The organism is Streptomyces sp. NPDC000348 (genome assembly GCF_042898795.1).
Classification (GTDB): domain Bacteria; phylum Actinomycetota; class Actinomycetes; order Streptomycetales; family Streptomycetaceae; genus Streptomyces.
In genome coordinates this window covers 450918-473095 of sequence record NZ_JBIAZD010000002.1, presented here as the reverse complement: position 1 = coordinate 473095, position 22178 = coordinate 450918, and the positions used below count along the sequence as shown (strand labels likewise).

Annotated in this window: 19 protein-coding genes and 2 tRNA genes; 5 read left to right on the top strand and 16 right to left on the bottom strand. The window is 72.9% G+C overall.

Annotation, left to right across the window (positions count from 1 at the left end):
- The first annotated feature begins 105 nt into the window (after window positions 1-105).
- Both ACFY3N_RS05970 and ACFY3N_RS05965 read left to right on the top strand, forming a co-directional pair.
- Entirely contained in the window at window positions 106-1404 is a 1299-nt protein-coding gene (locus tag ACFY3N_RS05970) for a cytochrome b/b6 domain-containing protein (RefSeq protein ID WP_390815401.1), read from the top strand.
- Window positions 1401-3011: an NADH-ubiquinone oxidoreductase-F iron-sulfur binding region domain-containing protein gene (locus ACFY3N_RS05965; RefSeq protein ID WP_390815400.1), complete on the top strand. Its 1611-nt coding sequence runs from the start codon at window positions 1401-1403 to the stop codon at window positions 3009-3011. Before ACFY3N_RS05970 ends, ACFY3N_RS05965 begins: the two co-directional genes overlap by 4 nt.
- Before the next feature lie 135 nt (window positions 3012-3146).
- Here ACFY3N_RS05965 and ACFY3N_RS05960 read toward each other — a convergent pair.
- The 9 genes from ACFY3N_RS05960 to ACFY3N_RS05920 all read right to left on the bottom strand — a co-directional run bounded on the left by ACFY3N_RS05960 (window position 3147) and on the right by ACFY3N_RS05920 (window position 7950).
- Window positions 3147-3219 (bottom strand) — tRNA-Ala (locus ACFY3N_RS05960).
- 116 nt (window positions 3220-3335) lie between these two features.
- The gene (locus ACFY3N_RS05955) at window positions 3336-3569 is read right to left on the bottom strand and encodes a hypothetical protein (protein WP_019523121.1); all 234 of its coding nucleotides are present in this window, start codon (window positions 3567-3569) and stop codon (window positions 3336-3338) included.
- 3 nt (window positions 3570-3572) lie between these two features.
- Window positions 3573-3746 carry a hypothetical protein gene (locus tag ACFY3N_RS05950; RefSeq protein WP_390815399.1) on the bottom strand — a complete coding sequence of 58 codons (174 nt, stop codon included), beginning with the start codon at window positions 3744-3746 and terminating at the stop codon, window positions 3573-3575.
- 202 nt (window positions 3747-3948) lie between these two features.
- Window positions 3949-4021: transfer RNA gene (locus ACFY3N_RS05945), tRNA-Ala, on the bottom strand.
- Between the two features lie 132 nt (window positions 4022-4153).
- Complete coding sequence (locus ACFY3N_RS05940) at window positions 4154-4822, bottom strand: histidine phosphatase family protein (protein WP_390815398.1); 669 nt, start codon at window positions 4820-4822, stop codon at window positions 4154-4156.
- Complete coding sequence (gene rsfS, locus ACFY3N_RS05935) at window positions 4819-5265, bottom strand: ribosome silencing factor (protein ID WP_390815397.1); 447 nt, start codon at window positions 5263-5265, stop codon at window positions 4819-4821. Before rsfS ends, ACFY3N_RS05940 begins: the two co-directional genes overlap by 4 nt.
- Before the next feature lie 94 nt (window positions 5266-5359).
- Window positions 5360-7069 carry a LytR C-terminal domain-containing protein gene (locus tag ACFY3N_RS05930; protein WP_390815396.1) on the bottom strand — a complete coding sequence of 570 codons (1710 nt, stop codon included), beginning with the start codon at window positions 7067-7069 and terminating at the stop codon, window positions 5360-5362.
- A 16-nt stretch (window positions 7070-7085) separates the two neighbouring features.
- Window positions 7086-7724: a nicotinate-nucleotide adenylyltransferase gene (gene nadD / locus ACFY3N_RS05925; RefSeq protein WP_390815395.1), complete on the bottom strand. Its 639-nt coding sequence runs from the start codon at window positions 7722-7724 to the stop codon at window positions 7086-7088.
- A gap of 61 nt (window positions 7725-7785) precedes the next feature.
- Window positions 7786-7950, bottom strand: coding sequence for a hypothetical protein (locus ACFY3N_RS05920; RefSeq protein WP_390815394.1), 165 nt, complete (start codon window positions 7948-7950; stop codon window positions 7786-7788).
- 296 nt (window positions 7951-8246) lie between these two features.
- Here ACFY3N_RS05920 and ACFY3N_RS05915 point away from each other — a divergent pair, with 296 nt between their 5' ends.
- Window positions 8247-9374, top strand: coding sequence for a M48 family metallopeptidase (locus ACFY3N_RS05915; protein WP_390815393.1), 1128 nt, complete (start codon window positions 8247-8249; stop codon window positions 9372-9374).
- A gap of 231 nt (window positions 9375-9605) precedes the next feature.
- Here the strand turns inward: ACFY3N_RS05915 and ACFY3N_RS05910 are convergent, their stop codons facing one another.
- The 5 genes from ACFY3N_RS05910 to proB all read right to left on the bottom strand — a co-directional run bounded on the left by ACFY3N_RS05910 (window position 9606) and on the right by proB (window position 14614).
- Window positions 9606-10679 (bottom strand): hypothetical protein, encoded by a 1074-nt coding sequence (locus tag ACFY3N_RS05910; RefSeq protein WP_390815392.1) that lies wholly within the window; start codon window positions 10677-10679, stop codon window positions 9606-9608.
- A gap of 88 nt (window positions 10680-10767) precedes the next feature.
- The gene (locus ACFY3N_RS05905; RefSeq protein WP_390815391.1) at window positions 10768-11334 is read right to left on the bottom strand and encodes a hypothetical protein; all 567 of its coding nucleotides are present in this window, start codon (window positions 11332-11334) and stop codon (window positions 10768-10770) included.
- Between the two features lie 86 nt (window positions 11335-11420).
- A complete protein-coding gene (locus tag ACFY3N_RS05900; protein WP_390815390.1) occupies window positions 11421-12707 on the bottom strand; it encodes a glutamate-5-semialdehyde dehydrogenase in 1287 nt (428 codons plus the stop codon).
- A gap of 178 nt (window positions 12708-12885) precedes the next feature.
- Window positions 12886-13353: a hypothetical protein gene (locus ACFY3N_RS05895; RefSeq protein ID WP_390815389.1), complete on the bottom strand. Its 468-nt coding sequence runs from the start codon at window positions 13351-13353 to the stop codon at window positions 12886-12888.
- Between the two features lie 133 nt (window positions 13354-13486).
- Entirely contained in the window at window positions 13487-14614 is a 1128-nt protein-coding gene (gene proB, locus ACFY3N_RS05890; protein ID WP_390815388.1) for a glutamate 5-kinase, read from the bottom strand.
- Between the two features lie 191 nt (window positions 14615-14805).
- On the opposite strand from proB, the gene ACFY3N_RS05885 reads away from it, so the two are divergent.
- Complete coding sequence (locus ACFY3N_RS05885) at window positions 14806-16221, top strand: polysaccharide pyruvyl transferase family protein (protein ID WP_390815387.1); 1416 nt, start codon at window positions 14806-14808, stop codon at window positions 16219-16221.
- Between the two features lie 160 nt (window positions 16222-16381).
- Window positions 16382-18412, top strand: coding sequence for a hypothetical protein (locus ACFY3N_RS05880; protein ID WP_390815565.1), 2031 nt, complete (start codon window positions 16382-16384; stop codon window positions 18410-18412).
- 184 nt (window positions 18413-18596) lie between these two features.
- Here ACFY3N_RS05880 and ACFY3N_RS05875 read toward each other — a convergent pair whose 3' ends face one another.
- Window positions 18597-19793, bottom strand: a complete 1197-nt coding sequence (locus ACFY3N_RS05875; RefSeq protein ID WP_390815386.1) for a glycosyltransferase family 2 protein — start codon at window positions 19791-19793, stop codon at window positions 18597-18599.
- A gap of 206 nt (window positions 19794-19999) precedes the next feature.
- Window positions 20000-22075 carry a hypothetical protein gene (locus ACFY3N_RS05870; RefSeq protein ID WP_390815564.1) on the bottom strand — a complete coding sequence of 692 codons (2076 nt, stop codon included), beginning with the start codon at window positions 22073-22075 and terminating at the stop codon, window positions 20000-20002.
- Between the last annotated feature and the right edge of the window lie 103 nt (window positions 22076-22178).

Below are 22178 nucleotides of genomic sequence, written 5' to 3'. Positions count from 1 at the left end.
TTGCCCCATGAACCCTCGCCCAGACAGCAGCCCACCCCCCGCCCGGGGCCGGTCGGCTGCGGCTCCGCCGTGCCCGCTGCGCGCCGTGACGCCGGGAGGCAGGTCGTGAGGCCGGACGACAGCACGGCGGACGACTGGCTCGTCGAGTTCCTCAGCTTCGGTGCGGGTGTCCTGTCCCTGGTCTGTCTGAGCTGCTCGGTGATCTGGGGACTCGTCGCCCAGGACCGCATCCTGCTCGGCCCCCGCCAGCGGATCCTGGCGCAGGCGGTGCACCGGACGACCGCGGTCGCCTCGGTCGCCTTCCTGCTGGTGCACATCGTCGTCAAGCTGCTGCAGGAGCACACCACGTGGATCGCCGCGGTGATCCCCTTCGGGCTGCTCCTCACCGACGACGAGGCCGTCACCGGCAGGTCCTTCCTCATCGGGCTCGGCACCCTCGCCGGCCTGCTGATGTCCTTCGTGGGCGTCACCGGTGTGCTGCGCAACCGCTTCGCCTCCCCGGCGCCGGTCGCGGCCCGCTGGCGGGCGATGCACATGCTGGCCTATCCGGCCTGGTGCGCCGCGCTGGTGCACGGCCTCTACGCGGGTCGGGCGGCGAAGCCGGTCTTCCTGGTCCTCTACGGGCTGTCGGTGGTCGGCGTCACGGCGGCCCTCGCCGTGCGCGCCTCCCCGCCCCGCGTGAAGCGCAGGATCGCCGACCGGATCACCGCGCTGCTCGGCACCGCCGACCAGCAGCGGGGCCGCGGGGAGCAGCTGAAGGAGAGCAGGTCCCGGGCGGCCGGGTCCCCCCTGCCGGGATACGGCGGCGGGCGCGGCTCCGCGCGGGGCGAGCGCCCGCGCGGGGACGCCGAGTGGCGGGGCGAGCGCCCGCGGGGCGAGCGCCCGCGCGGCGAACGCCCGCTGTACGAGACCGCCGAACGCGCCCCCGCCCCGGAACCGGCGAACGGCTTCGCGGCCGCCTACCGCGCGGTGTCGACGCCCGGCCGCCCGCCCGCCGGGCAGACGCCCCTCACCGACGCGACCGCCCGCATGGAACTGCCGCCGGACATGCGGCCCACGGAGGCCGTCCCGCGCGTGGACGGCTCCTCCGGCACCTCGGGCAGCTGGCCGATCCCGTCCCCACCGCCGGTCGGCGAGGCCCCGCCGTCGGCGTACGACCCGCTCAACGACACCGGATACACCATCCCGGCCTATGACAATTCGGCCGGCTCCGGGTTCGGTTCACGTGATGTGTACGACACCGGTGAGACGAACGGCCTCCACGCCACGTACAACCCGGGTGACACGTACAACAGCGGTCCCGCCAATGAACCACTCCCCGGTGCGTCGCCCCCGTCGTCCCACGACTTCGGCGCACCGGGTTCGGGCGAACCTTGGAACGCGCCTTCCGGAGGCTTTAAGTGAACGAGGCCCTGCCCGACGTACCCGAAGTCCGCGTGGTCGGGCTTCCCCAGCTCACGTCGGGCTTCGACCTTGTCGACCGGCTCGATCTGCCCATGCACCTCAAGGTGCACGGGCCGCTCGAACCCCTGGGCGGTGAGCAGCTCGCGCAGCTCGCCGAACGCATCAACCTCAGGGGCCGAGGCGGCGCGGGGTTCCCCTTCCACAAGAAGCTGCGCTCGGTCGCCGAATCGGCGATCAAGCGCGGCGTGCGGCCGGTCGTCGTCGTCAACGGCAGCGAGGACGAGCCGGCCTGCCGCAAGGACACGGTACTGATCAACCGTGCCCCGCACCTCATCCTGGACGGCGCGCTGCTGTGCGCCGAGGCCATGGGCGCCCGCACGCTCGTGGTGGGGGTCACCCGGGAGTCCACCCAGCGCTCCATGGAGGCCGCGCTCGCCGAACGCGGCCTGAACAACGGACGCCGCTCCGCGCTGCGCGCCCGCGTGCAGCGCAACCCGGTCCGCATGGTCACCGGCGCGGCGGCCTCCCTGATCCGCTCCATCGACGGCGGCCCGGCCGTCCCGCCGGGCCGCAAGGTCAGCGCCTCCAGGAGCGGTGTCGGCGGCGCGCCCACGCTGCTGTCCAACGCCGAGACCTTCGCCCAGCTCGCCATCGCCGCCCGCATCGGCCCGGAGCGCTACGGCAACACCGGCCTGTACGACGAGCCGGGCACCGTGATGCTCACGGTGTCCGGCGCGGTGGCCCGCCCCATGGTGATCGAGGTCCCGACGGGCGTGCCACTGCGCTACGTCCTGCAGCTCGCCGGCGCGCCGCCGGTGCCGCAGGGGGTACTGACGGGCGGCTACCACGGCAAGTGGATCGACGCGGCGACCGTCAACGAGGCGATCGTCTCCCGCAACTCCCTGGACGCGGTGGGCGGTTCGCTGGGCGCGGGGGCGATCCTGCCGATCAGTCAGGACACCTGCCCGCTGGGTGAGTCGCTGCGGGTGGCGCAGTGGCTGGCCGAGGAGAGCGCGGGCCAGTGCGGCCCCTGCTACCTGGGGCTGCCGGCCGCGGCGCGCGGGCTCGAGGACATCCTCCAGGGCGGCGGTCCCGCCGCCCTGGAGGCGGTCAAGCAGGTCGCCAAGAACGTGAAGCGGCGCGGCGCGTGTTCGCACCCGGACGGCTCCGCGATGTTCCTGGAGTCGACCGTCAAGGCGTTCACCGACGACCTCGCCGCGCACGTCCTCGGCAACGGCTGCGGACGGCCGGTGGCGGGCGTCCTGCCGCTCTTCGAGGGGGGCAGGGCCCCCACGGGCATCCCGGGCGGCGGCGGGGAGGAGAACGGGCCCAGCCGCCAGAAGATCTACGTCGACTGGACGCTGTGCCGGGGCCACGGCCTGTGCGCGGACATCCTCCCGGAGGTCTTCCAGCTCGGCGCGGACGGCTTCCCGACGGTGGCTCAGGCCCAGGTGCCGCGTTTCGCGGAGGCGAAGGCGCTGCGGGCGGTGCGCCGCTGCCCGGCCCTGGCCCTGCGCATCGAGGACGAGGCGCCCCAGGCCAAGGCGCCGTCCCGCAATCTGCCGGTGCTCTCCCCAGGGCGCGGCCGGCGCGCCCTGGGCCGCTGACACGGGTCCGCCCCCGCGACCGGCGGGGGCGGACCCCACCGGACACCGGCGGACCCCACCGGACACGACCGAGCGAGGCCGGACACAACCAGCGAGGGCGGACCATCCGTTCGGATGATCCGCCCTCTACTTCTGTGGAGCTAAGGAGAATTGAACTCCTGACCTCCTGCATGCCATGCAGGCGCTCTACCAACTGAGCTATAGCCCCTTGCTTTGTCCGCCCGGTTTCCCCGGCGGCGACGCCAACTTTACACGGTCCACCCGGGCCAACACCAAATCGGTTTCGCTTCGCCCGTCCGTGTCCCGAATTGCCCCCGCCGGGGGCTACGCGGTCACGAACGAGTAGAAGCGCTTGAGCGTGCAGTGCTCCTCCAGCAGCCGGCCGTAGATCGGCTCCCCCTCGAGTTCGCGGTACGTCTCGATGGGGTCGCCTTTTATGATCAGCGCCCGCGCGCATTCCTCGCACCAGTACTGGTAGTCGGGATTGAGCGGTTCCATGTCCCGGACGATCGGCGTCCCGCTGCCGCACCAGTCGCACTTCCGCCTGTGTGCACCCATCGCTCAGCTCCGGCTGTGGCCGCAGGCCGTGCACGCGGAGGAGGTCCCGCCGTCGTCGCCGAGCATCCGGGCGACGTGCGCGGAGCCGCGGGAAGGGCGGCCGAGGCGGGTCGAGGTCCGTCGCGTCGACACCGCTCCGAGGAGGTGGTCGACCTCCTCGAGGATGCTCGCAGGCATCACAACTCCCTCCCGTCGGGCCACGCCCCCTTCCGGCCGTTTGATTCTGCCACGGCCGGGCCGACACGGTCAGCGACGCCGTGGTACCGGTCGGGACACGGCTCGACGCCTCGCAGAGCTATACGCGTGCCAGGACCGCGCCGCTCACCGGCGGACAACGAAAGATCCCGCCTCCCCTGAGGGAGGCGGGATCTTCGTCATGTGGAGCTAAGGAGAATTGAACTCCTGACCTCCTGCATGCCATGCAGGCGCTCTACCAACTGAGCTATAGCCCCTGGTTGCCACACGAGGTGACCTCCTGGTGTTCCGTCCCGCTCGGCGGGGCGAACAAGAAGAACTTTAGCCTGCGACCTGCCGGAAAGTGAAATCCGGGTCCCGGGACGTCCCGGGGCCGGATCGGAGCGCTCTCAGTCGTCGTCGCCGAGCACCGGTTCCGGCAGGGTGCCGGCGTTGTGCTCAAGCAGCCGCCAGCCCCGGACGCCCTCGCCGAGGACGGACCAGCAGCAGTTGGTGAGACCGCCCAGGCTCTCCCAGTTGTGCGGGTCGAGTCCGAGCAGCCGGCCGATGGTGGTGCGGATGGTGCCGCCGTGGCTGACCACGACGAGCGTGCCGTCCTCCGGGAGCTTCTCGACGTGCCGCAGCACCACGGGGGCGGCGCGGTCGGCGACCTCGGTCTCCAGTTCGCCACCGCCCCGGCGGACCGGCTCGCCGCGCTTCCACGCGGTGTACTCGTCGCCGTACCTGGCGATGATCTCGTCGTGCGTCAGGCCCTGCCAGACGCCCGCGTAGGTCTCCCGCAGGGCCTCGTCGAGGGTGACGTCCAGGCCGGTGAGCGCGGCGAGCTCGGCGGCGGTGGCCGCGGCCCGCCTCAGGTCGGAGGCGACGATCGCGTCGGGCTTCAGCCCCGCGAGGAGACGGGCGGACCGGCGGGCCTGGGCGACGCCGGTCTCGGTGAGGTCCACGTCCGTGGAGCCCTGGAAGCGGCGCTCCACGTTCCAGGACGTCTGGCCGTGCCGCCACAGGATGACGCGGCGGCCCCGGCGCGCGGGCCCGCTCACCTCACCGGTGGCGCTCACCGCCAGTCACCGCCCGGCTCCGCCGCCTCCTCGGTCTCCTGCAGCTTGGCGTGCTCGGCGGCCTTGCCGCGGGTGGCCTTGGCGTCCTCGGGCAGTTCCAGCTCGGGGCAGTCCTTCCACAGCCGCTCCAGAGCGTAGAAGACGCGCTCCTCGCTGTGCTGGACGTGGACGACGATGTCGACGTAGTCGAGCAGCACCCAGCGGGCCTCGCGGTCGCCCTCGCGGCGGACCGGCTTGGCGCCGAGCTCCTTGCTGAGCCGCTCCTCGATCTCGTCGACGATCGATTTGACCTGACGGTCGTTGGGCGCGGAGGCCAGCAGGAAGGCGTCGGTGATGGACAGCACGTCACTGACGTCGTAGGCGACGATGTCGTGCGCGAGCTTGTCGGCGGCCGCCTGGGCGGCGGCGGTGACGAGCTCGAGGGAACGGTCGGTTGCGGTCACTGCGAGGCTTTCGGTCGGTGGGCACTTGCCCTCAAGGGTCTCACGGACCGCCGGGCGCACCCCACGTGATGACCGGGGGTGCGCCCGGAACGCGCTACGAGCCGGGTTCGTAGTCCTGGCCGAGGACGACCGAGACCCGGGCGTTCGCGGAGACCTCGCCCTTGGTGACGGAGCCGGCGGGCAGCCCCAGGGTCTTGGCGACCTCGGTGGCGTTCTCCTTGTCGGCGGCGTCCGCGTAGACGACCTTCGAGGCCGCCTCCGTGGCGGCGGCGGTGCCGGCCTCCCGGAAGGTGAAGCCGCCGTTGAGGAGGACCACCCGGGCCTTCTCGGTGCGGTCCGCCACCCCGGTGGCGTTGCGCACGGAGACGCTGACGGCGGCGTCCGGGTCGGGGCTCTTGGCGGTGCCGCCGAGGACGTCCTTGACCACGCTGTCGCTCGCCTCCGCGGTGAGCGTGCCGTCGTCCTGCACGGGCAGCAGCGCGCTCTTGTGGTCGCCGCCCTTGGCACGGTCGGAGAGCCGGGCGAGGAAGGAGCCGAGGTCCTTGTCGGTGAGCGGCGGCTCGATGATCTGCCCGAGGGTCTGGACGGTGGTCGTGGCGGCGTCCGGGTCGGAGGTCATCTTGCGCAGGACGCCGTGCAGGACCTGCCCGAACCGCTCCAGCTGGGCGTTCTGGGACTCGCCGGAACCGCGGTGGGTGGCGTAGGCGACGGCCATCCTGCCGCTGAGGGTCTGGCCCTTGCCCTTCTTGACCAGGGGCGCCTGGCCCTTCTTCTCGGCGTCCGGGTCGGGCACGTCGGTGTCGGTGTCGACCTCGATGTTGCCGACGAGGTCGACGAGGGTCAGCAGGAACGGGGTGTCCAGCCGCCAGGTGCCCTCGATGTCGGTGCCGAGGACGGTGTCGAGGGCGGTCCTGGTGCCCTCGGAACCGTCGTCCTCGACCGACTTGGCGAGCGTGGTGGTGGCGCCGTCGTCGGCGGTGAGGGTGAGCGAGTTGGGCAGCAGGACGGTGGTGCCCTGCTCGGTGGTGGTGTTGTCGACGAGCAGGGCGGTGGCGGTGCCGCCGTTGGCGGTGTCGTGCAGGTGGACGACGATCACGTCCCGCTTCTGGGCGCCCGCGGCCGTCGTGGTGCCCGTGCCGGAACCGGAGTCGGAGAGGCCCGGCAGTTTCCCGGCGTACCAGAGGTAGCCGACGCCACCGGCCGCGACCAGGGCGAGCACCACGACGAGGGCGACGATCCGGCTGCGGGCGCGGCGCTTGGCCTCCTCCCGGCGCTCGGTGCGGTTCTCGGTGAACTTCATCCAGTCGATGACGTCCTCGGAGTCGCCGTCGGGCTCCTCGACGAAGGCGAACTGCTCGGTGCGGTACTCCGGTGCGGTCCCGTCGGTGCCCGGCTCGTCGTCGGCCGGGCCGGGCTGCTGCGGGATGTGCGCGGTCTGCTCGGCGACGCGGGGCTGCTGCCCGGTGTGCGCGGTCCGCCCGTAGGGGTCGTACGGGGTGTCCTGGCCGCCCTGCTGGGCGCCGTAGGGGTCGTAGGAGTCGTAGGACGGCGCCTGCGGCTGCTGCGGGGCCCCGGCCCCGGCCCCGGTCCCGGTCCCGGTCCCGTAGGGGTCGTACGCGGGCTGCTGGTGTCCGCCCGTGCCGTACGGGTCGTAGCCGTAGCCCTGCTGCTGGTATCCGTCGTACTGCTGGGCCTGCTGGTCCGTGGCCTGGCGGTAGACAGGCCGGCCGTACTCGTCGTAGCCGACGAGTTCGTACGGAGCGCCTCCGTCGGCCCCGTACCCCGCGTCGTATCGGTCGTTCACCGGTGCCCCTCTCGGCTCACTCGCCGCGGTACAGCTCGCGCTTGTCGATGTAGCGCACGACCCCGTCCGGCACCAGATACCAGACGGGTTCCCCCTTGGCGACCCTCGCACGGCAGTCCGTCGAGGAGATGGCGAGGGCGGGAACCTCGACGAGCGAGACACCGCCCTCGGGGAGGCCCGCGTCGGTCAGGTGGTGGCCGGGCCGGGTCACGCCGATGAAGTGCGCCAGGGAGAACAGTTCCTCGGTGTCGCGCCAGGTGAGGATCTGGGCGAGGGCGTCGGCGCCGGTGATGAAGAACAGGTCCGTGTCCGGGTTGAGCGCGCGCAGGTCGCGCAGGGTGTCCACGGTGTAGGTGGGGCCGCCGCGGTCGATGTCGATGCGGCTCACCGAGAACTGCGGGTTCTCGGCCGTCGCGATGACCGTCATCAGATAGCGGTCCTCGGCGGCGGAGACCGCGCGGTGGCTCTTCTGCCACGGCTGGCCGGCGGGGACGAATACCACCTCGTCGAGGTGGAACCGCGCGGCGACCTCACTGGCGGCCACCAGGTGCCCGTGGTGGATCGGGTCGAAGGTGCCGCCCATCACGCCGAGACGGCGCCTGCCCTGCCGCGCCGGGCCGTTGCCGGGACCGGTAGGCATGTCCTGCTCTCCCATGCGTGCAGACCCTACCGGCCCGGCCTGAGGACCCCGTCCGCCAGGGCGGCCGGCGGGAGGCTCAGCGGTCGCGGTTGAAACGGGTGGTGATCCACAGCAGGAGCAGCAGGACGAACAGCGCGCCGCCGCCGGTGAGGTAGGGGCTGAGGCTCTCGTGGTTGCCGCCGTGCTCCGACCCCTCGGCGGCAAGGGTGGCGAACTGGGCAGCGGTGCTGGGGATGCTCATCTTCGGCAGGACCTATCGCGTGTGGGCGGGACAAAGACGTCGGCTCATCGTAAGCGGGCGCCTTCGCGACGATCACGCCGACTCCGCCGTTGCGGGCGCGGGGACGGGCGGAAGGAACCTTCCCCGCCTCCCGGTCGTCCTTCCGACTGGAGCCGCGCGACAGGAACCACGCGGTGAGCACGGAGCCCGCCACCACCACGATCGGAAGCACCCGGAGCGGAACCCCCGCACCTCCCCGGCCGCCCCGGGGGAGCGAAGGGCCGCACAAGGGTCGCTCAGACGCACCTGGGGGACACATGTCCGACGGCCATCAGCACAACGGACGCGAGAGCGTGCCGAGCAGGCAGCGCAGGCGCTTCCCCGGGATCTCCTCGCGGGCGTACGAGCATCCGGCCGACCGCTCGGCGCTGGTGGCGCTGCGGAGACTGAGCGGCTTCGACACGGTCTTCAAGACGCTGAGCGGCCTGCTGCCCGAGCGCAGCCTGCGGCTGCTGTTCCTGTCCGACTCGGTGCGGGTCTCGGACCGGCAGTTCGCGCACCTCAACGACATGCTGCGGGACGCCTGCCACATCCTGGACCTGGAGAAGGTCCCGCCGATGTACGTCAAGCAGGACCCGAACCCGAACGCGATGTGCATCGGCCTGGACGAGCCGATCATCGTGGTGACCACGGGTCTGGTGGAGCTGCTCGACGAGGAGGAGATGCGGGCGGTCGTCGGGCACGAGGTCGGGCACGCGCTGTCCGGGCACGCGGTGTACCGGACGATCCTGCTGTTCCTGACCTCGCTCGCGGTCCGGGTCGCGTGGATCCCGCTCGGCAACGTCGCGATCATGGCGCTCGTGACGGCGCTGCGGGAGTGGTTCCGCAAGTCGGAGCTGTCCGCGGACCGCGCGGGGCTGCTGGTCGGCCAGGATCCGCAGGCCTCGATGCGCGGCCTGATGAAGATCGCGGGCGGCAACCACCTGCACGAGATGAACGTGGACGCGTTCCTGGAGCAGGCCGAGGAGTACGAGGCCGGGGGCGATCTGCGCGACTCCGTGCTGAAGATCCTCAACGTGCTGCCCCGCTCGCACCCGTTCACCACCGTGCGGGCGGCCGAGCTGAGGAGGTGGGAGGCCTCCCGCGACTACCAGCGGATCATGGACGGCCACTACCCGCGCCGCGACGAGGACAAGGACACCTCGGTGCGGGACTCCTGGCGGGAGTCGGCGAGCAGCTACGCGGACGAGGTGCGCACCTCCAAGGACCCGCTGATGAAGCTGGTCAGCGACATCGCGGGGGGCGCCGGAGACCTGGGCGGCCGGGTCCGCCGGGGCTTCGGCGGTTTCACGTCCTCGGAGCCGAGGCCGCCGAAGCCGGGGCCCGGGGGGCCGGGAACGCCGTCGGGCGCGGAGGACGAAGCGCCGCCGCGCGACGGCGCGTAGGGCCGCGTGGGCCGTGGGGGCCGTGGGCCGGCGGACGGCCGGGCGGGATTCGCGTTTTCCGCCCGGCCCGGGCCGGCCCCGCGGGGTGTCCCGCCGTCCCCGCGCGTGGTGCCCCCGGCGAAGGCGGCGGGTGGGAACCGCACGGGCGCGGGCGGTGCGTGACGGGCACGGCGCCGCCCGCCGAAGGCCGAGCGGCGGCGCCCCGCCGGAACGACGCGGCGCCGCCCGCGCTCAGAGCTTCGGCTGGGCGCCCGGGGCGAGGGAGCCGCACAGGGCCGGGGTGCTGCCCGTGGCGTACGGGTCGGTGCCGGTGGGGGCGGTCCCCTTCACCGTCTGCCCCGCCAGCAGCGGGCGCAGCCGGGCGGCGGAGTCCTCGGCGCAGGACAGGGGGCCGGCCTGGACGTGGGCGACGACGAGTTCCGCCCGGTGCAGGCGCAGGTCGTCGCGGTCGAAGCGGAAGTGCAGCTCGCGCCGGACGGTGAACAGGGAGGCCTCGGCGTCCCGGCCGGCGCCGGCCGGGCGCAGCGCGTAGACGAACGTGTGGTCCGTGGTGACCTCGAGGGTGGCGGAGTCGGTCTCGGCGGCCTGCATGGTGCCCTGGACCCGGATCCCGCGGTCCGCCAGCCGCACCCGGGCGGGGTCGAAGCGGACCAGCCATCCGGTGGGCGCGTGCCGTCCGTCGGCGGCGGGCCGGTCGAAGCTCTGGTCGAACTGGTCCAGCTGGCCGGAGTCGAGGAGCACCCGCACGGGCCGGGTCTCACCGCCGGTGAGCACGCCCGGGTCGAGGGCGGACCGCACGATGTAGTCCTTGGCGGTGAGCAGCGCGGTCACCACCTGGCCGTCGGAGAAGTGCGCGGTGCTCCGGGACGCCGGGAGCGGCACGCCCTCGGCACCGGGCCGGAACTGCGCCGCCGGGCTGTGCGCGTACAGCCGTTCGACGTCGGCGGTGCCGGGGACCTCGCCCTGCGGGGCGAGCGGGACGACGGTCATCCGCAGCGGCTCGGCGGGGTGCTCCGCGGCGGGGTTCCGGTAGGGGTGGCGCAGGCCCATGTAGACGGCGGTGCCGAAGGCCACGGCGATCAGCATGACCAGGATCAGCGCCTGCCGGGACAGGCCGCTCCGGCGCGGCGGCGGACGGCGGCGCACGGCGGGCGCGTGGTCGGTGAGGCGCTGCTCGGCGGAGTACTCCTGGAGCCGGGCAGCACGGACGAAGGACTCGTCGAAGACGACGGACCTGTACTCGTCCTCTCCGCCTCCGGGGGCTCCTTCGGGCGTCCCCTCGGGCGGGTCCGAAGGCCCTCCCATATCTTCAAGGGTAGGTCCGGGGAGGTCCCGGTAAACGCCTTGCCGGGACAGAAGTTCTGACAGGTTCCCGCCAGGCCGGCGGCCGGTCTCAGGGGCCGCCGTGCGGGATCACCGGGACGGTCGGCTGGGAGTACTCGGCCGAGGCGGAGGGCGCCGCCGCGCCGCCCTGCTCCACGCCGGTGGTGCTGTGCGGCGGGGCCGGGTCCTGGCGGCCGGAGGAGGCGCCCCGGTAGACGGCCGAGAAGGCGAGCGCGACCATGCCGACGCCCATCACCAGGGCGAGCATCCAGGCGACGGGACGGTGCCAGCGCACCTGCCTGCCGTACGGGCCCGGGGAGCCGTGGTCGTCCTCCAGGGCGTCCTCGTCGTCGTCCGGGTCGTCGTAGCCGGAACCGCCGCGGTAGCCGCCGTACCCGTCGTCGTACCGCTCGCCGCGCGCACGGGCCCGGTGGGCCTCGGCCTCGGACGCCTCGGCTCTGGCCCGCGCGGCGGCCAGGAGGCGTTCGACGGCGGTCGGCTCGTGCACCGCGGCCGCCCGTACGAAGGCCTCGTCGAAGACCACGGAGGCGAACTCTTCGTCCGACACCCCGCGGTCGTGGTCGTCGTCGGGCTCCCAGCCGTCAGGGAACGGCGTGCCCCCCACGTCCTCCGGCACGGATCCAGAGTAGACCTGGGTGGTCGTTTTGGGCAGACGGCGGGGAAATTCATCCGTCTGCCGAGACGGTCCCCTCCCCGTGCGGGTCAGCGCCGTACGTGACCGTCGCCGGTGACGATGTACTTGGTGCTGGTCAGCTCGGGCAGGCCCATCGGCCCCCGGGCGTGCAGCTTCTGCGTGGAGATGCCGATCTCCGCGCCGAAGCCGAACTGGCCGCCGTCGGTGAACCGGGTGGAGGCGTTCACCGCGACCGTGGTGGAGTCCACCAGCTGGGTGAAGCGGCGGGCGGCCTGCTGGGAGGTGGTGACGATGGCCTCGGTGTGGCCGGAGGTCCACAGCCGGATGTGCTCGACGGCCCGGTCGAGGGAGTCGACGACGGCCGCGGCGATGTCGTGGGAGAGGTATTCGGTCTCCCAGTCCTCCGTGGTGGCCTCCACGACGGTGGCGCGGGAGTCCTTGGCGTACGCCATCACGCGCTCGTCGGCGTGCACGGTGACCCCGGCGTCGGCGAGGGCGTCCAGGGCGCGCGGCAGGAACTCGGCGGCGATGTCCTGGTGCACCAGGAGGGTCTCGGCGGCGTTGCAGACGCCGACCCGCTGAGCCTTGGAGTTGACCAGGATCTCGACGGCCATGTCGAGGTCGGCGGCCGCGTCGACGTAGACGTGGCAGTTGCCGGTGCCGGTCTCGATGACCGGGACGACCGACTCCTGGACGACCGTGTTGATCAGCGAGGCGCCGCCGCGCGGGATGAGCACGTCGACCAGGCCGCGGGCGCGCATCAGCTCGCGCACGCTGTCCCGGCTCTCGCCGGGCACCAGCTGGACGGCGTCGGCGGGCAGTCCGGCGCCGTGCACGGCGTCGCGCAGGACGCGCACGAGGGCGGTGTTGGACCGGTAGGCGGAGGAGGAGCCGCGCAGCAGGACCGCGTTGCCGGACTTCAGGCAGAGGGCGGCGGCGTCGACCGTCACGTTCGGCCGGCCCTCGTAGATGATCCCGACGACGCCGAGCGGCACCCGGACCTGGCGCAGGTCGATGCCGTTGGGCAGCGTGGAGCCGCGGACCACCTCGCCGACCGGGTCGGGCAACGCGGCCACGTCCCGCACGTCGGCGGCGATCGCGCGCACCCGCTCGGGGGTGAGGGTGAGCCGGTCGATCATGCCCTCGCCGGTGCCGGCCTCGCGGGCCCTGGCCACGTCCTGGGCGTTGGCCTCGACGATTTCACTCGTCCGGACCTCCAGCGCGTCCGCGATGGCGAGCAGCGCGTCGTCCTTGGCGGCCCGCGGCAGCGGCGCGAGGGTGGCGGCGGCCCCCTTGGCGCGGTAGGCGGCCTGGCTGACCGGGGACATCGAGTCGTACGGCGAGAGCGTGGTCATGGGGAAAGGGTAGTGCGCCGGCCCCCGGCGCCCGGCCGTCGTCCCACCTCCCGAGACGGAATCGACATGCGCCGCTCGCCGCTTTTGCCCCCGTGCGCCGCGGCCGTCGGCCAAGGGACTCCGACAGGGCGTGAGCGGGTCCGCGGGAGCCGCGCCGGTCCGGGCGCGTTCGGGCGCGCTAGAAGGGATGCACGCCGACGGGCGTCGCCAGGACCGGCCCGTACCCCGCCGCGACGCGCTGGTGGTAGGTGGCCCGGTCGATGACCTCCAGGCCGACGATCTCCCAGGGCGGCAGGCCGGCGGTCCGACGGTGCTCGCCCCACAGCCGCAGCGCCACGGCGGCCGCGTCGTGCAGGTCGCGGGCCTCCTCCCAGTACCGGATCTCCGCGTGGTCGTCGGCGTAGCGGCTGGTCAGCAGGAAGGGGTGGTCGTGGGCGAGCTGTTCCAGCGCCCGCCGGACCTCCGCGACCGGGGCCGGTTCGCCGGAGACGCTGAGGGTGACGTGCCACAGGCGCGGCAGGTCCCCGGGGTCGCCGCCGCCCCGGAACCGGTCACCGGCCGCGACGCTGCTCAGGGCGCGCTCGTCGCCGGCCGCACGGGAGCCGGCACCGCGAGACGACGTCGTCCCCGGGCGCACTCGTCTCACGACGGCCTCCTTCAGGCGCGGACCCACCCGGTGGTCGGGCGGATGTGTCCTCGCAACAAAGTTGAGCAGGCCGCCGGGGCTCACGGAGCGGTTTTACGGAACGTCCACCACCGAGGGCGGATGTTTCGGCACATTACGGATGCAGGACCACCAGATCGTCCCTGTGTACGACCTCACGTTCGTACTCCGGTCCGAGATCCCGGGCGAGTTCATGGGTCGAGCGGCCGATCAGGAGGGGGATCTCCTTGGCGTCGAAGTTGACCAGCCCCCGGGCCACCGCCCGCCCCTCGCGGTCCCGCAGCTCCACCGGGTCGCCCGCGCTGAACTCGCCCTCGACGCCCGCGATCCCGGCCGGCAGCAGCGACTTGCGGCCCTGGACGACGGCGCGGACCGCGCCGTCGTCCAGGGTGATCGAGCCCTGCGGGGCGGAGGCGTGCTGGAGCCACAGCAGCCGGTCGGCGGAGCGGCGGCCGGTGGGGTGGAACCAGGTGCCGGTGTCGCCGCCGGTGAGGGCGTCGGCGGCGTGCACCGCACTGGTCAGCACCACCTGGATGCCGGCGGCGGCGGCGATCGAGGCGGCCTCCACCTTGGTGACCATGCCGCCGGTGCCGACGCCCGCCTTGCCGGCGCTGCCGATCTCGACGTGGGCGAGGTCCCCGGGGCCCCTGACCTCGGCGATCCGCGAGGTGCCGGGACGGGCGGGGTCGCCGTCGTAGACGCCGTCCACGTCGGAGAGCAGGACCAGCAGGTCGGCGCGGACCAGGTGGGCGACGAGGGCGGCGAGCCGGTCGTTGTCGCCGAAGCGGATCTCGTCGGTGGCGACGGTGTCGTTCTCGTTGACGACCGGGAACGCGCCCATCGCCAGCAGCTTGTCGAGGGTGCGGGAGGCGTTGCGGTGGTGGGCGCGGCGGCTCATGTCGTCGCTGGTCAGCAGCACCTGGCCGACCCGGACGCCGTAGCGCGCGAAGGAGGCGGTGTAGCGGGCGACCAGCAGCCCCTGGCCGACGCTGGCGGCGGCCTGCTGCCGGGCCAGGTCCCTGGGGCGGCGGCGCAGCCCGAGCGGGGCCAGACCGGCGGCGATGGCGCCGGACGAGACGAGGACGATCTCCCGCTCCCCGCCACTGCGGGTCTTGGCCAGCACATCGACGAGCGCGTCCACGCGATCCGCGTCCAGACCGCCCGCCGCGGTGGTCAGCGACGAGGAGCCGACCTTGACGACGATCCTGCGTGCCTCGCCCACGGCCCGCCTTGCCCCTGCCACCTTGCCGCCCGTCCCCTCACGTCGATCGACCGCCCGTCAGGCAATCTACGCGAAGCGGGTCGCACGGCGCTCGTTCGTTCCAGCCCCCGGACACGCGCACCGTGACCGTTCACTCACGCACCGCACCCAGCGAAAAGGTTGCGCCCGGCACCTATAGAAATCAAACGTTCCGCAAACGTATTTTGAACGGTGTGTCACACAACGTTCGCCGCACGAAGCGCATTCTCCTCAGATCGGGGAAGAGCCCCTACGACGTCCTGTCCGTGGAGGAAGCCCTCCACCGCGACGTCATCGCCACCAACTCCGGCAACCTGATCTTCAGCGACGCCGCGCACAAGATCCTCGAGACGCCCGGCACCGAGGTGATCTCGAACGAGATGCGCACCGAGGTGGCCGAGGCGGCACGGATCAACGAGGAGTACGACGCCTTCGTCGTCCCGCTCGCCAACGCCTTCCGCCCGTCCTTCGAACCGGGCCTGAAGCGGCTCACCCGGCTGATCGGCCGGCTGCGGATCCCCGTGGTCGTCCTCGGGGTCGGCGCGCAGACCGGACTGAGCTACAACCCGGACCGGCTGAAGCCGATGGAGGCGTCCGTGCGCGCGTTCGTCTCCGCGGTGCTCGACCACAGCGCCTCGATCGGCGTGCGGGGCGAGTTCACCGAGAAGTACCTCAACGACATGGGCTTCCGCGACGTCGAGGTGATCGGCTGCCCGTCGCTGTTCATGTACGGCAAGGAACTCGACGTGCGGAAGCGGACGCAGGCGCTGACCGCCGACTCGCGCATAGCGATCAACGGCTCGCACAGCGCCGTGCGCAAGTCGGGCATGGGGCGGATCATCTCGCGCACCCACGCGCGGTACCCGAACCTGCGGTTCATAGGCCAGAACCTCAGCGACGCCAGGCAGTTGCACTGGCGGGACCTGTCCGACCCGAACGGGAAGGTCACCGCGATGCCGACGCATCCCGACCACCCGATGTACCGGGAGGGCAAGGCCCGCGTCTACGTCGACCCGGTCACCTGGATCGACGACCTGAGGGACTTCGACTACTCCTTCGGCTCGCGCATCCACGGCAACATCGCCGCGCTGCTGGCCGGCACGCCCGCGACCGTGCTGTGCGCGGACTCGCGGACGCTGGAGCTGTGCCGCTACTTCGAGATCCCGCACCGCCGGATCGACGAGCTGCCCGAGGACGTCGACCCGGCGCGGCTGTACGAGGAGACGGACCTCGGCGCGCTGACGGGCAACCACCACGAGCGGTTCGAGCGGTTCACCGCGTTCCTGGACCGCAACGGCCTGGAGAACACGTTCTCGCACGGCGACGGCGGCGCGGCCTTCGAGAAGAAGCTGCGCTCGCTGGACTTCCCCGCGGGAGTGCGCCCCTGGAACGACACCGACCTCGCCTCCCTCACCTCCCGCATGGGCTGGCTGAACAGCCGGGTGGGCGAACTGACCGAGGAGAACACCCGGTTGCGGCGGGACCTGGCCCGGGCGAAGGCCGGTGCGCGCAAGTCCGCGGCCGCGCCGGCGACCACGTCGGTGTACCGCCGGGCCCGCCGCGTGGTGGGCGCTCCCCTGCGCCGGGCACTGCAGGGAGGCCGTAACTAGGGTTCCGGGGGGCACGCCCCCCTGGTCACTCCACACGGCGAGGACACCCGCGTGTCGTCCGGAGGTGGGCGCGCGTTAACCCGGGCGCCCGTTCTGCGTCGACCCTGGAGTGACCGCAGTGCCCGAACCCTCGTCCCCCCGGCGGCGGACCGCCGCCCAGTTGCTCGTCCTCGCCGCCGCGTCGGCCGCCTTCGTCGCGCAGGCCGTCGCCGCGCTGCGCCCCCACGTACCGCTGCTGCTCGTCTCGACCGCCGTGTCCCTGGCGGTCGAGGGCGTGCTGTACCGGTGGCAGCCCGGCATGGTGTCGCTGTTCGCCAAGTCCCACGCGGACGTCACCGTCCGCCACGTGCTGCGCGATCTGCTGCTGGTGGTGGGGCTGCTGCGGCTCGGCGAGCAGCACCGGGAGACGCAGTACGCCCCGCTGGTCGCCGGGCTGCTCGCCTTCTACGCACTGCACTGCGCGGTCCAGGCGGTGTCGGTGCTGGTCCGCCGCACCCGCACGCTGCCGGTGCTGACCCGCAACATCGACGCCTCGGCGCTGCGCCTGTCCCCCGCGCCGGCCGCGCTGCTGCGCCGGCCCGGTCACCGGCTGCTGGTGTTCGGCCTGCCCGCCACGGCCGGGCTGACGGCGACGGCGGTCACCGGCGACGCCCGGTACGCGGCGGCCGGTGTCGCGCTGGCGCTGCTGCTCACCGCCGCGGGCCTGTGCGCGCTGCTGCTGCGGCTGCTGCCGGGGCGGCGTCCGGCGGGCGAGCGGGAGGTGCTCGACTGGTTCGACGCGTGGCTGGCCGAGTACCGGCCGACGGTCGGCCTGTACTTCTCCGGCGGTCCGTCCTCCGTCTACCAGGCCAACATGTGGCTGGAGCCGCTGGCCGGGCTCGGCGGGCGGCCGGTGATCGTGCTGCGGGAGCGGTTCATGGTGCCGAGGATCGCGCCGACCGACATCCCCGTCGTGTGCCTGCCGAAGGTGTCCACGCTGATGCGTCTCGAGCAGTCCACGCTCCAGGTGCTCATCCACCCGTCGAACTCCGGCAAGACCTCCCAGGTGCTGCGGATCCCCACGATCAAGCACGCCTTCGTCAACCACGGCGAGAGCGACAAGCTGTCGTCCTGCAACCCGTACGCGAAGGCGTACGACGAGGTGTGGGTGGCCGGTCCGGCGGCGCGCGAGCGGTACGCGCTGGCCGAGGTCGGGGTCGAGGACAAGGACGTGGTGGAGATCGGCCGCCCGCAGCTGGACGCCGTACGCCCGTACGCGGGTCCGCCCGCCGGGGCCCGGGTGACCGTGCTGTACGCGCCGACCTGGGAGGGCTGGGACGGCAACCCGGGCAACACGTCGGTGGTCGCGGCCGGTGAGAACCTGGTGCGGGCGCTGCTCGCCGACCCGGGGGTGCGGCTGCTGTACAAGCCACATCCGCTGACCGGCTCGGTGGACCCGCGGGCGGGCGCCGCCGACCGGCGCGTGCGGGAGCTGATCCGGGCGGCGAACCGGGAGCGGTCCGGGCCGCGTCCCGCGCCGTCGGGGGAACTGGCCCGGTGCACGGCGGAGTTGGACCGGCTCACCGCGGCCGCGTTCCGGGCGGGCGCCGACCAGGTCGAGCGGATGCTGGTGCAGTCCGCGCCGGAGCCGGGCCGGGCGCGGGCGGTGGCGCGGGCGACGGCGGCCTGGGAGGAGGCGTACTGGGCGTCGCTGCCGGAGTGGGAGCACCAGGTCGTCACGGACGCCCGGCCCGAGCTGTACGCCTGCTTCAACGTCGCCGACCTGCTGATCAGTGATGTGTCGAGCGTGATCAGCGACTTCCTGGCGAGCGGGAAGCCGTACGCGGTGGCGAACACCGGCGGGCTGCCCGAGGAGGCGTTCCGCGCGGCGTTCCCGACGGTGGCGGCGGCGACGGTGCTGACGCCGGACGCGGCCGGGGTGCCGGCCCTGCTGGAGTCGGTCCGCGACCCGGAGAAGGACCACCTCGCGGTGGCGCGGGCGGAGTTGAAGCTCCGCCTGCTGGGCCCGGCCGATCCGCCGTCCCAGCGGCGCTTCGCCGCGGCCGTCCGGGCCCTGTGCACGGCGGCGCAGGCCCATCGCAGCCGTGCGACCCGCCGCCTCGCCGCGGAACTTCCCGGTCAGCGCCATCAGACCGCCGGCGCGCCGGCGCCCGTCACACTCCTCCCGCACCGGCCGTCCCGCCCCGCGTAACACCACGGGCGAGGCACAGGAGGGTTTTCGCCCCCGCCACCCCTTCCCGTTCCCGTCCCCCGGGGGCGCTGCCCCCGGACCCCCGCTCCTCAAACGCCGGAGGGGCTGAGTTTCGGTTGAGGAGCGGGGTCCGGGGCGGAACCCCAGGTTCGGGAAGGGAGGGGGCGGCGGGGGCGAGGAGGGTTCAGGCCGCCGCCGGGGGCAGGAGGCGGCGGGCTTTGCGGGCGACTCGGCGCAGCAGGGAGTCCGTGCCGTCCGCGCGGTGGCCGGGGACGGTGCGGGCCTCGCGCGGGGAGGCCAGGTACACGGAGTCGGGGATGCCGGCCGCGCGGTCGCGGAAGTGCGGGTAGGCGAGGTAGACGCGGCGGCCCCGCCGCTCCAGCAGGGCCGACGGCCGCTTCTTCTCCTGGACGAACCGCAGGACGTCCAGGAGGGGTTCCAGCCGCTGCCCGGCCACCAGGTGCAGCCGCAGCCGCTCCTCGACCTTCAGCCGCCGGGCGACGCCCTCGGTCCAGTGGACGTCCATCAGCGGCCGTGCCAGCTCCAGCTTGCGCCGCCGGACGTCGTCGGTGTCCTTGAGGAACCGGGGGCCGAACTGGGGCAGCAGGGTGACGGTGAAGGGCCGCACCATGAGCAGGTCGCGGCGGGGCCCCTCGGGGACGAGGCCGGCGATCAGGTTCATCAGGGCGCGGGCGGAGTCGAACCGCAGGGTGTAACTTCCGCTCCTGGTGACGTGCTTGCCGTCGTCGCGGCCCACCAGGTAGTAGCAGGTGTGGTCGGCGATCACGGAGACGCCGTCGGCCCGCAGATAGGCCTCCATGGTGAACAGCGCGTCCTCGCCGGTGAACAGGGACTCGTCGAACCGCATGCCGTGCCGGTCGAGCAACGAGCGGCGGAACAGCTTCTGCGCGCTGAGCGTGTACTTGATGTTGGACGAGTAGACGTCGGTGCGCTCCAGCGTCCTGCCCCACATGGACTTCGGCGCGCCCCGGTTGACGCCCTCGACCCGGCCCAGCACGACGTCGGTGCCGGCCCGGTCGGCCATGTCGACCATCCGTTCGAGGGCCTCGGGGCCCAGCCGGTCGTCGGCGTCCAGGAAGAAGACGTAGCGCCCGGCGGCCCTGCCCAGGCCCACGTTGCGCGGGCCGCTGGGGCCGCCCGAGTTCTCCTGCCTCACCACGGTGACCCGCATGGGCGCGCGGGCCGCGAACTCCTCCAGGTACTCCCCCGTGCCGTCGGTCGAGCCGTCGTCGACCGCGACGACCTCGACGCGCTCCGGGCCGATGGTCTGCGCCTCGACGGAGGCGAGGCACTCGACCAGATACGGCATCGCCTCGTACGCCCCGATGACCACGGTGACATCAGGCTGCGCCACGGTCACTTTCCCCCTCGCTACGGGGCGTTTCCCCCGTATCGCCTCATTCTTTATTTGTTAGACGGCAGTTCGAGGCGAGGGGTTGCCTCGGACGCCTCTTTCCGTGGTTCACGTCACAGGGTCGTCGCCGCCGTGTCGGGCACGCGAAAGGGCCCGGTCCCCCGCGGAGTTGATCCTCGGGGGGCCGGGCCCTGTCGGGTGCGCCGGGCCGGTCAGCCGGCGTCGACGCCGTCCGTCTCACCGGCCGCCGACGTCCGCGGCACGGGCACCGCGTCCGCCAGCTCCACGTCGGGGCCGCCGGTGGTGATCCGGGACTCCTGGCCGAGGTTGCGGGTCTCGGCCTTCAGCGCGAGCTGCCCGACCGCGGTGTTGAACTGGTCGATGGACTTCGGCTCGTCCGGGCCGAGCAGGTAGCGCTTGAGCTCGCTCCGGTCCCCGGCCAGCGGGTCGCCGGCCGGGTCGCGGACCGCGTCGAGCAGCCCGCCGAGCTCCTCGGCGCCGTTGGACAGGATCACCGCGGCACGCACGGCCGTGTTCTGCCGCTTGAACTCCTCCACGCCCAGCTCGGCGGAGTCCGTGACGGCGTACGGCTTGCCGCTGGCGATGAAGTCGGAGACCACGCTGGAGATGTCGGAGACCATCGCGTCGGAGACGTTGAAGCAGTCGTACAGCCGCGGCTCGGCGCCCGTGATGACGCGGTGCTCCCAGTCGGGGAAGGAGCGCCAGTACGCGGTGTTCCACTCGGCGCGCAGCCGGGCGGTCTCCTCGTGCCGGGCCGCGTCGAGCACCCCGTCGCGGGAGGCCTCGGCCTCGTCGCCCTTCTCGGTGCCGCCGGTCAGTTCGGCCAGCCGGGCCTCGATGCGCGCCAGTTCGGCCCGGGCCTCGGACTGGGCGGCGCTGTCGGCGGTGAAGCGCGGGTCGGCGGCGCGCCGGGCGGCGGCCTTCTCGATCAGCGCGGTGATCCGCTGGTGGGCGGCCTTCGCCTGCGCGCTGCGGGTGCCGGTGAAGGGGTGCGGCTTGTACAGCACCCGCACCGCCGGCTCGGCCTCGACCAGCTTCTTCACGATGTTCTCGCCGGCCAGCAGGATCGAGGTGTTGCCGGGGTTGTCGTCCCAGCCCTCCCAGGTGGGGGCGTACAGGACCGTGGGCATGCGGTCGCCGGGGACGCCCCGCCAGGTCTGGATCGGGGCCAGCTGCGGGCGGCCGACCTCGACGATGTCGTCGTCGCGGACGCCGACGTCGGCGATGGCGTAGCGGTCGCGGCCCGCGCGGCCCGCCGTCCACACCTCGTCGTAGACCTTGCTGAACGGGTTGACGCTGGCGAGCTTGTCGCTGTCGCCGTGGCCGATGAAGACGTGCTTCATGGTGGGCACGCGCAGCATGTGGATGTTCTTGCCGACGTTCGCCGCGTAGAGCGCGACCCGCACCGTGGACAGGTCCATGTTCATCAGGTGCACCCCTCCGGGCACGCAGACGACGGGGACCGTGGTGGGCGCCAGGTTCTGCAGGATGACCCGCTCGCGCAGGACGACCAGCGGACGGGTGTCCAGCTGCTCCATGGTCTCCAGCCACATGTTGACCTGGTAGGCGGAGTCCCGGGAGCCGGAGAAGTACAGCACGGTCTCCGGGCGGTACTCGCGCAGCCAGTCGTCGATCGCTTCCAGCACCTTCTCCGGACGCGGCGGGGTCTTCCGGCCGCGCGCATAGGGCAGCAGGGCGAGGACGTACAGGGTGCCCGCGGCCACCGTGAGGCCGATGCCGGTGTAACCGATGGCGGCCGACTCCAGGGAGGCGCCGGCGATTATGCCGAAGACCGCCGCGAGGTCGAGGTGGAGCATCTTCTCCGCGGACCGGTTCAGCAGCGCGCGCGGCGGCGCGTCCGGGATGCGGATGCGGGCGGCCAGGTCGACGTTGCGGGTGGCGACCGGCATCCGGCGGCGGTTGCGGATCAGCGTGGTGAGCGCGCCGTGCGGGGCCTGAAGACCGTAGAAGGCGATGAAGCAGGCGATCGCCCCGTAGTAGATCAGGTTGTCCGCGAGGGACAGGCGGGCCAGCAGCAGGATCAGCAGCAGCTGTCGGATCAGGAAGCGGATCGACAGGCCGGCCCGCACCTTGCTGAGGCGGCTGACCAGGTAGCTGCCCTTGCGGTGCAGATAGTGGTCCGCCAGGTACGTCACGGCGGCCGCTGCCGCGAAGGCGGGGATGCTCGGGACGAGCGCGGCCAGCATGAGGCAGGGGAAGCCCAGCAACATGAGGACCGCCGCGGCCAGCTCGGCCGCGCTGCCCACCCGGGCGACGCGAATAGCGGTGGATATCACGGATAACCTGCTCTTGGAGGGGGTGCCGGTTTTGTGCCTGTGCGCAATTCGGGAGGTACGGATTCAGGCCCCC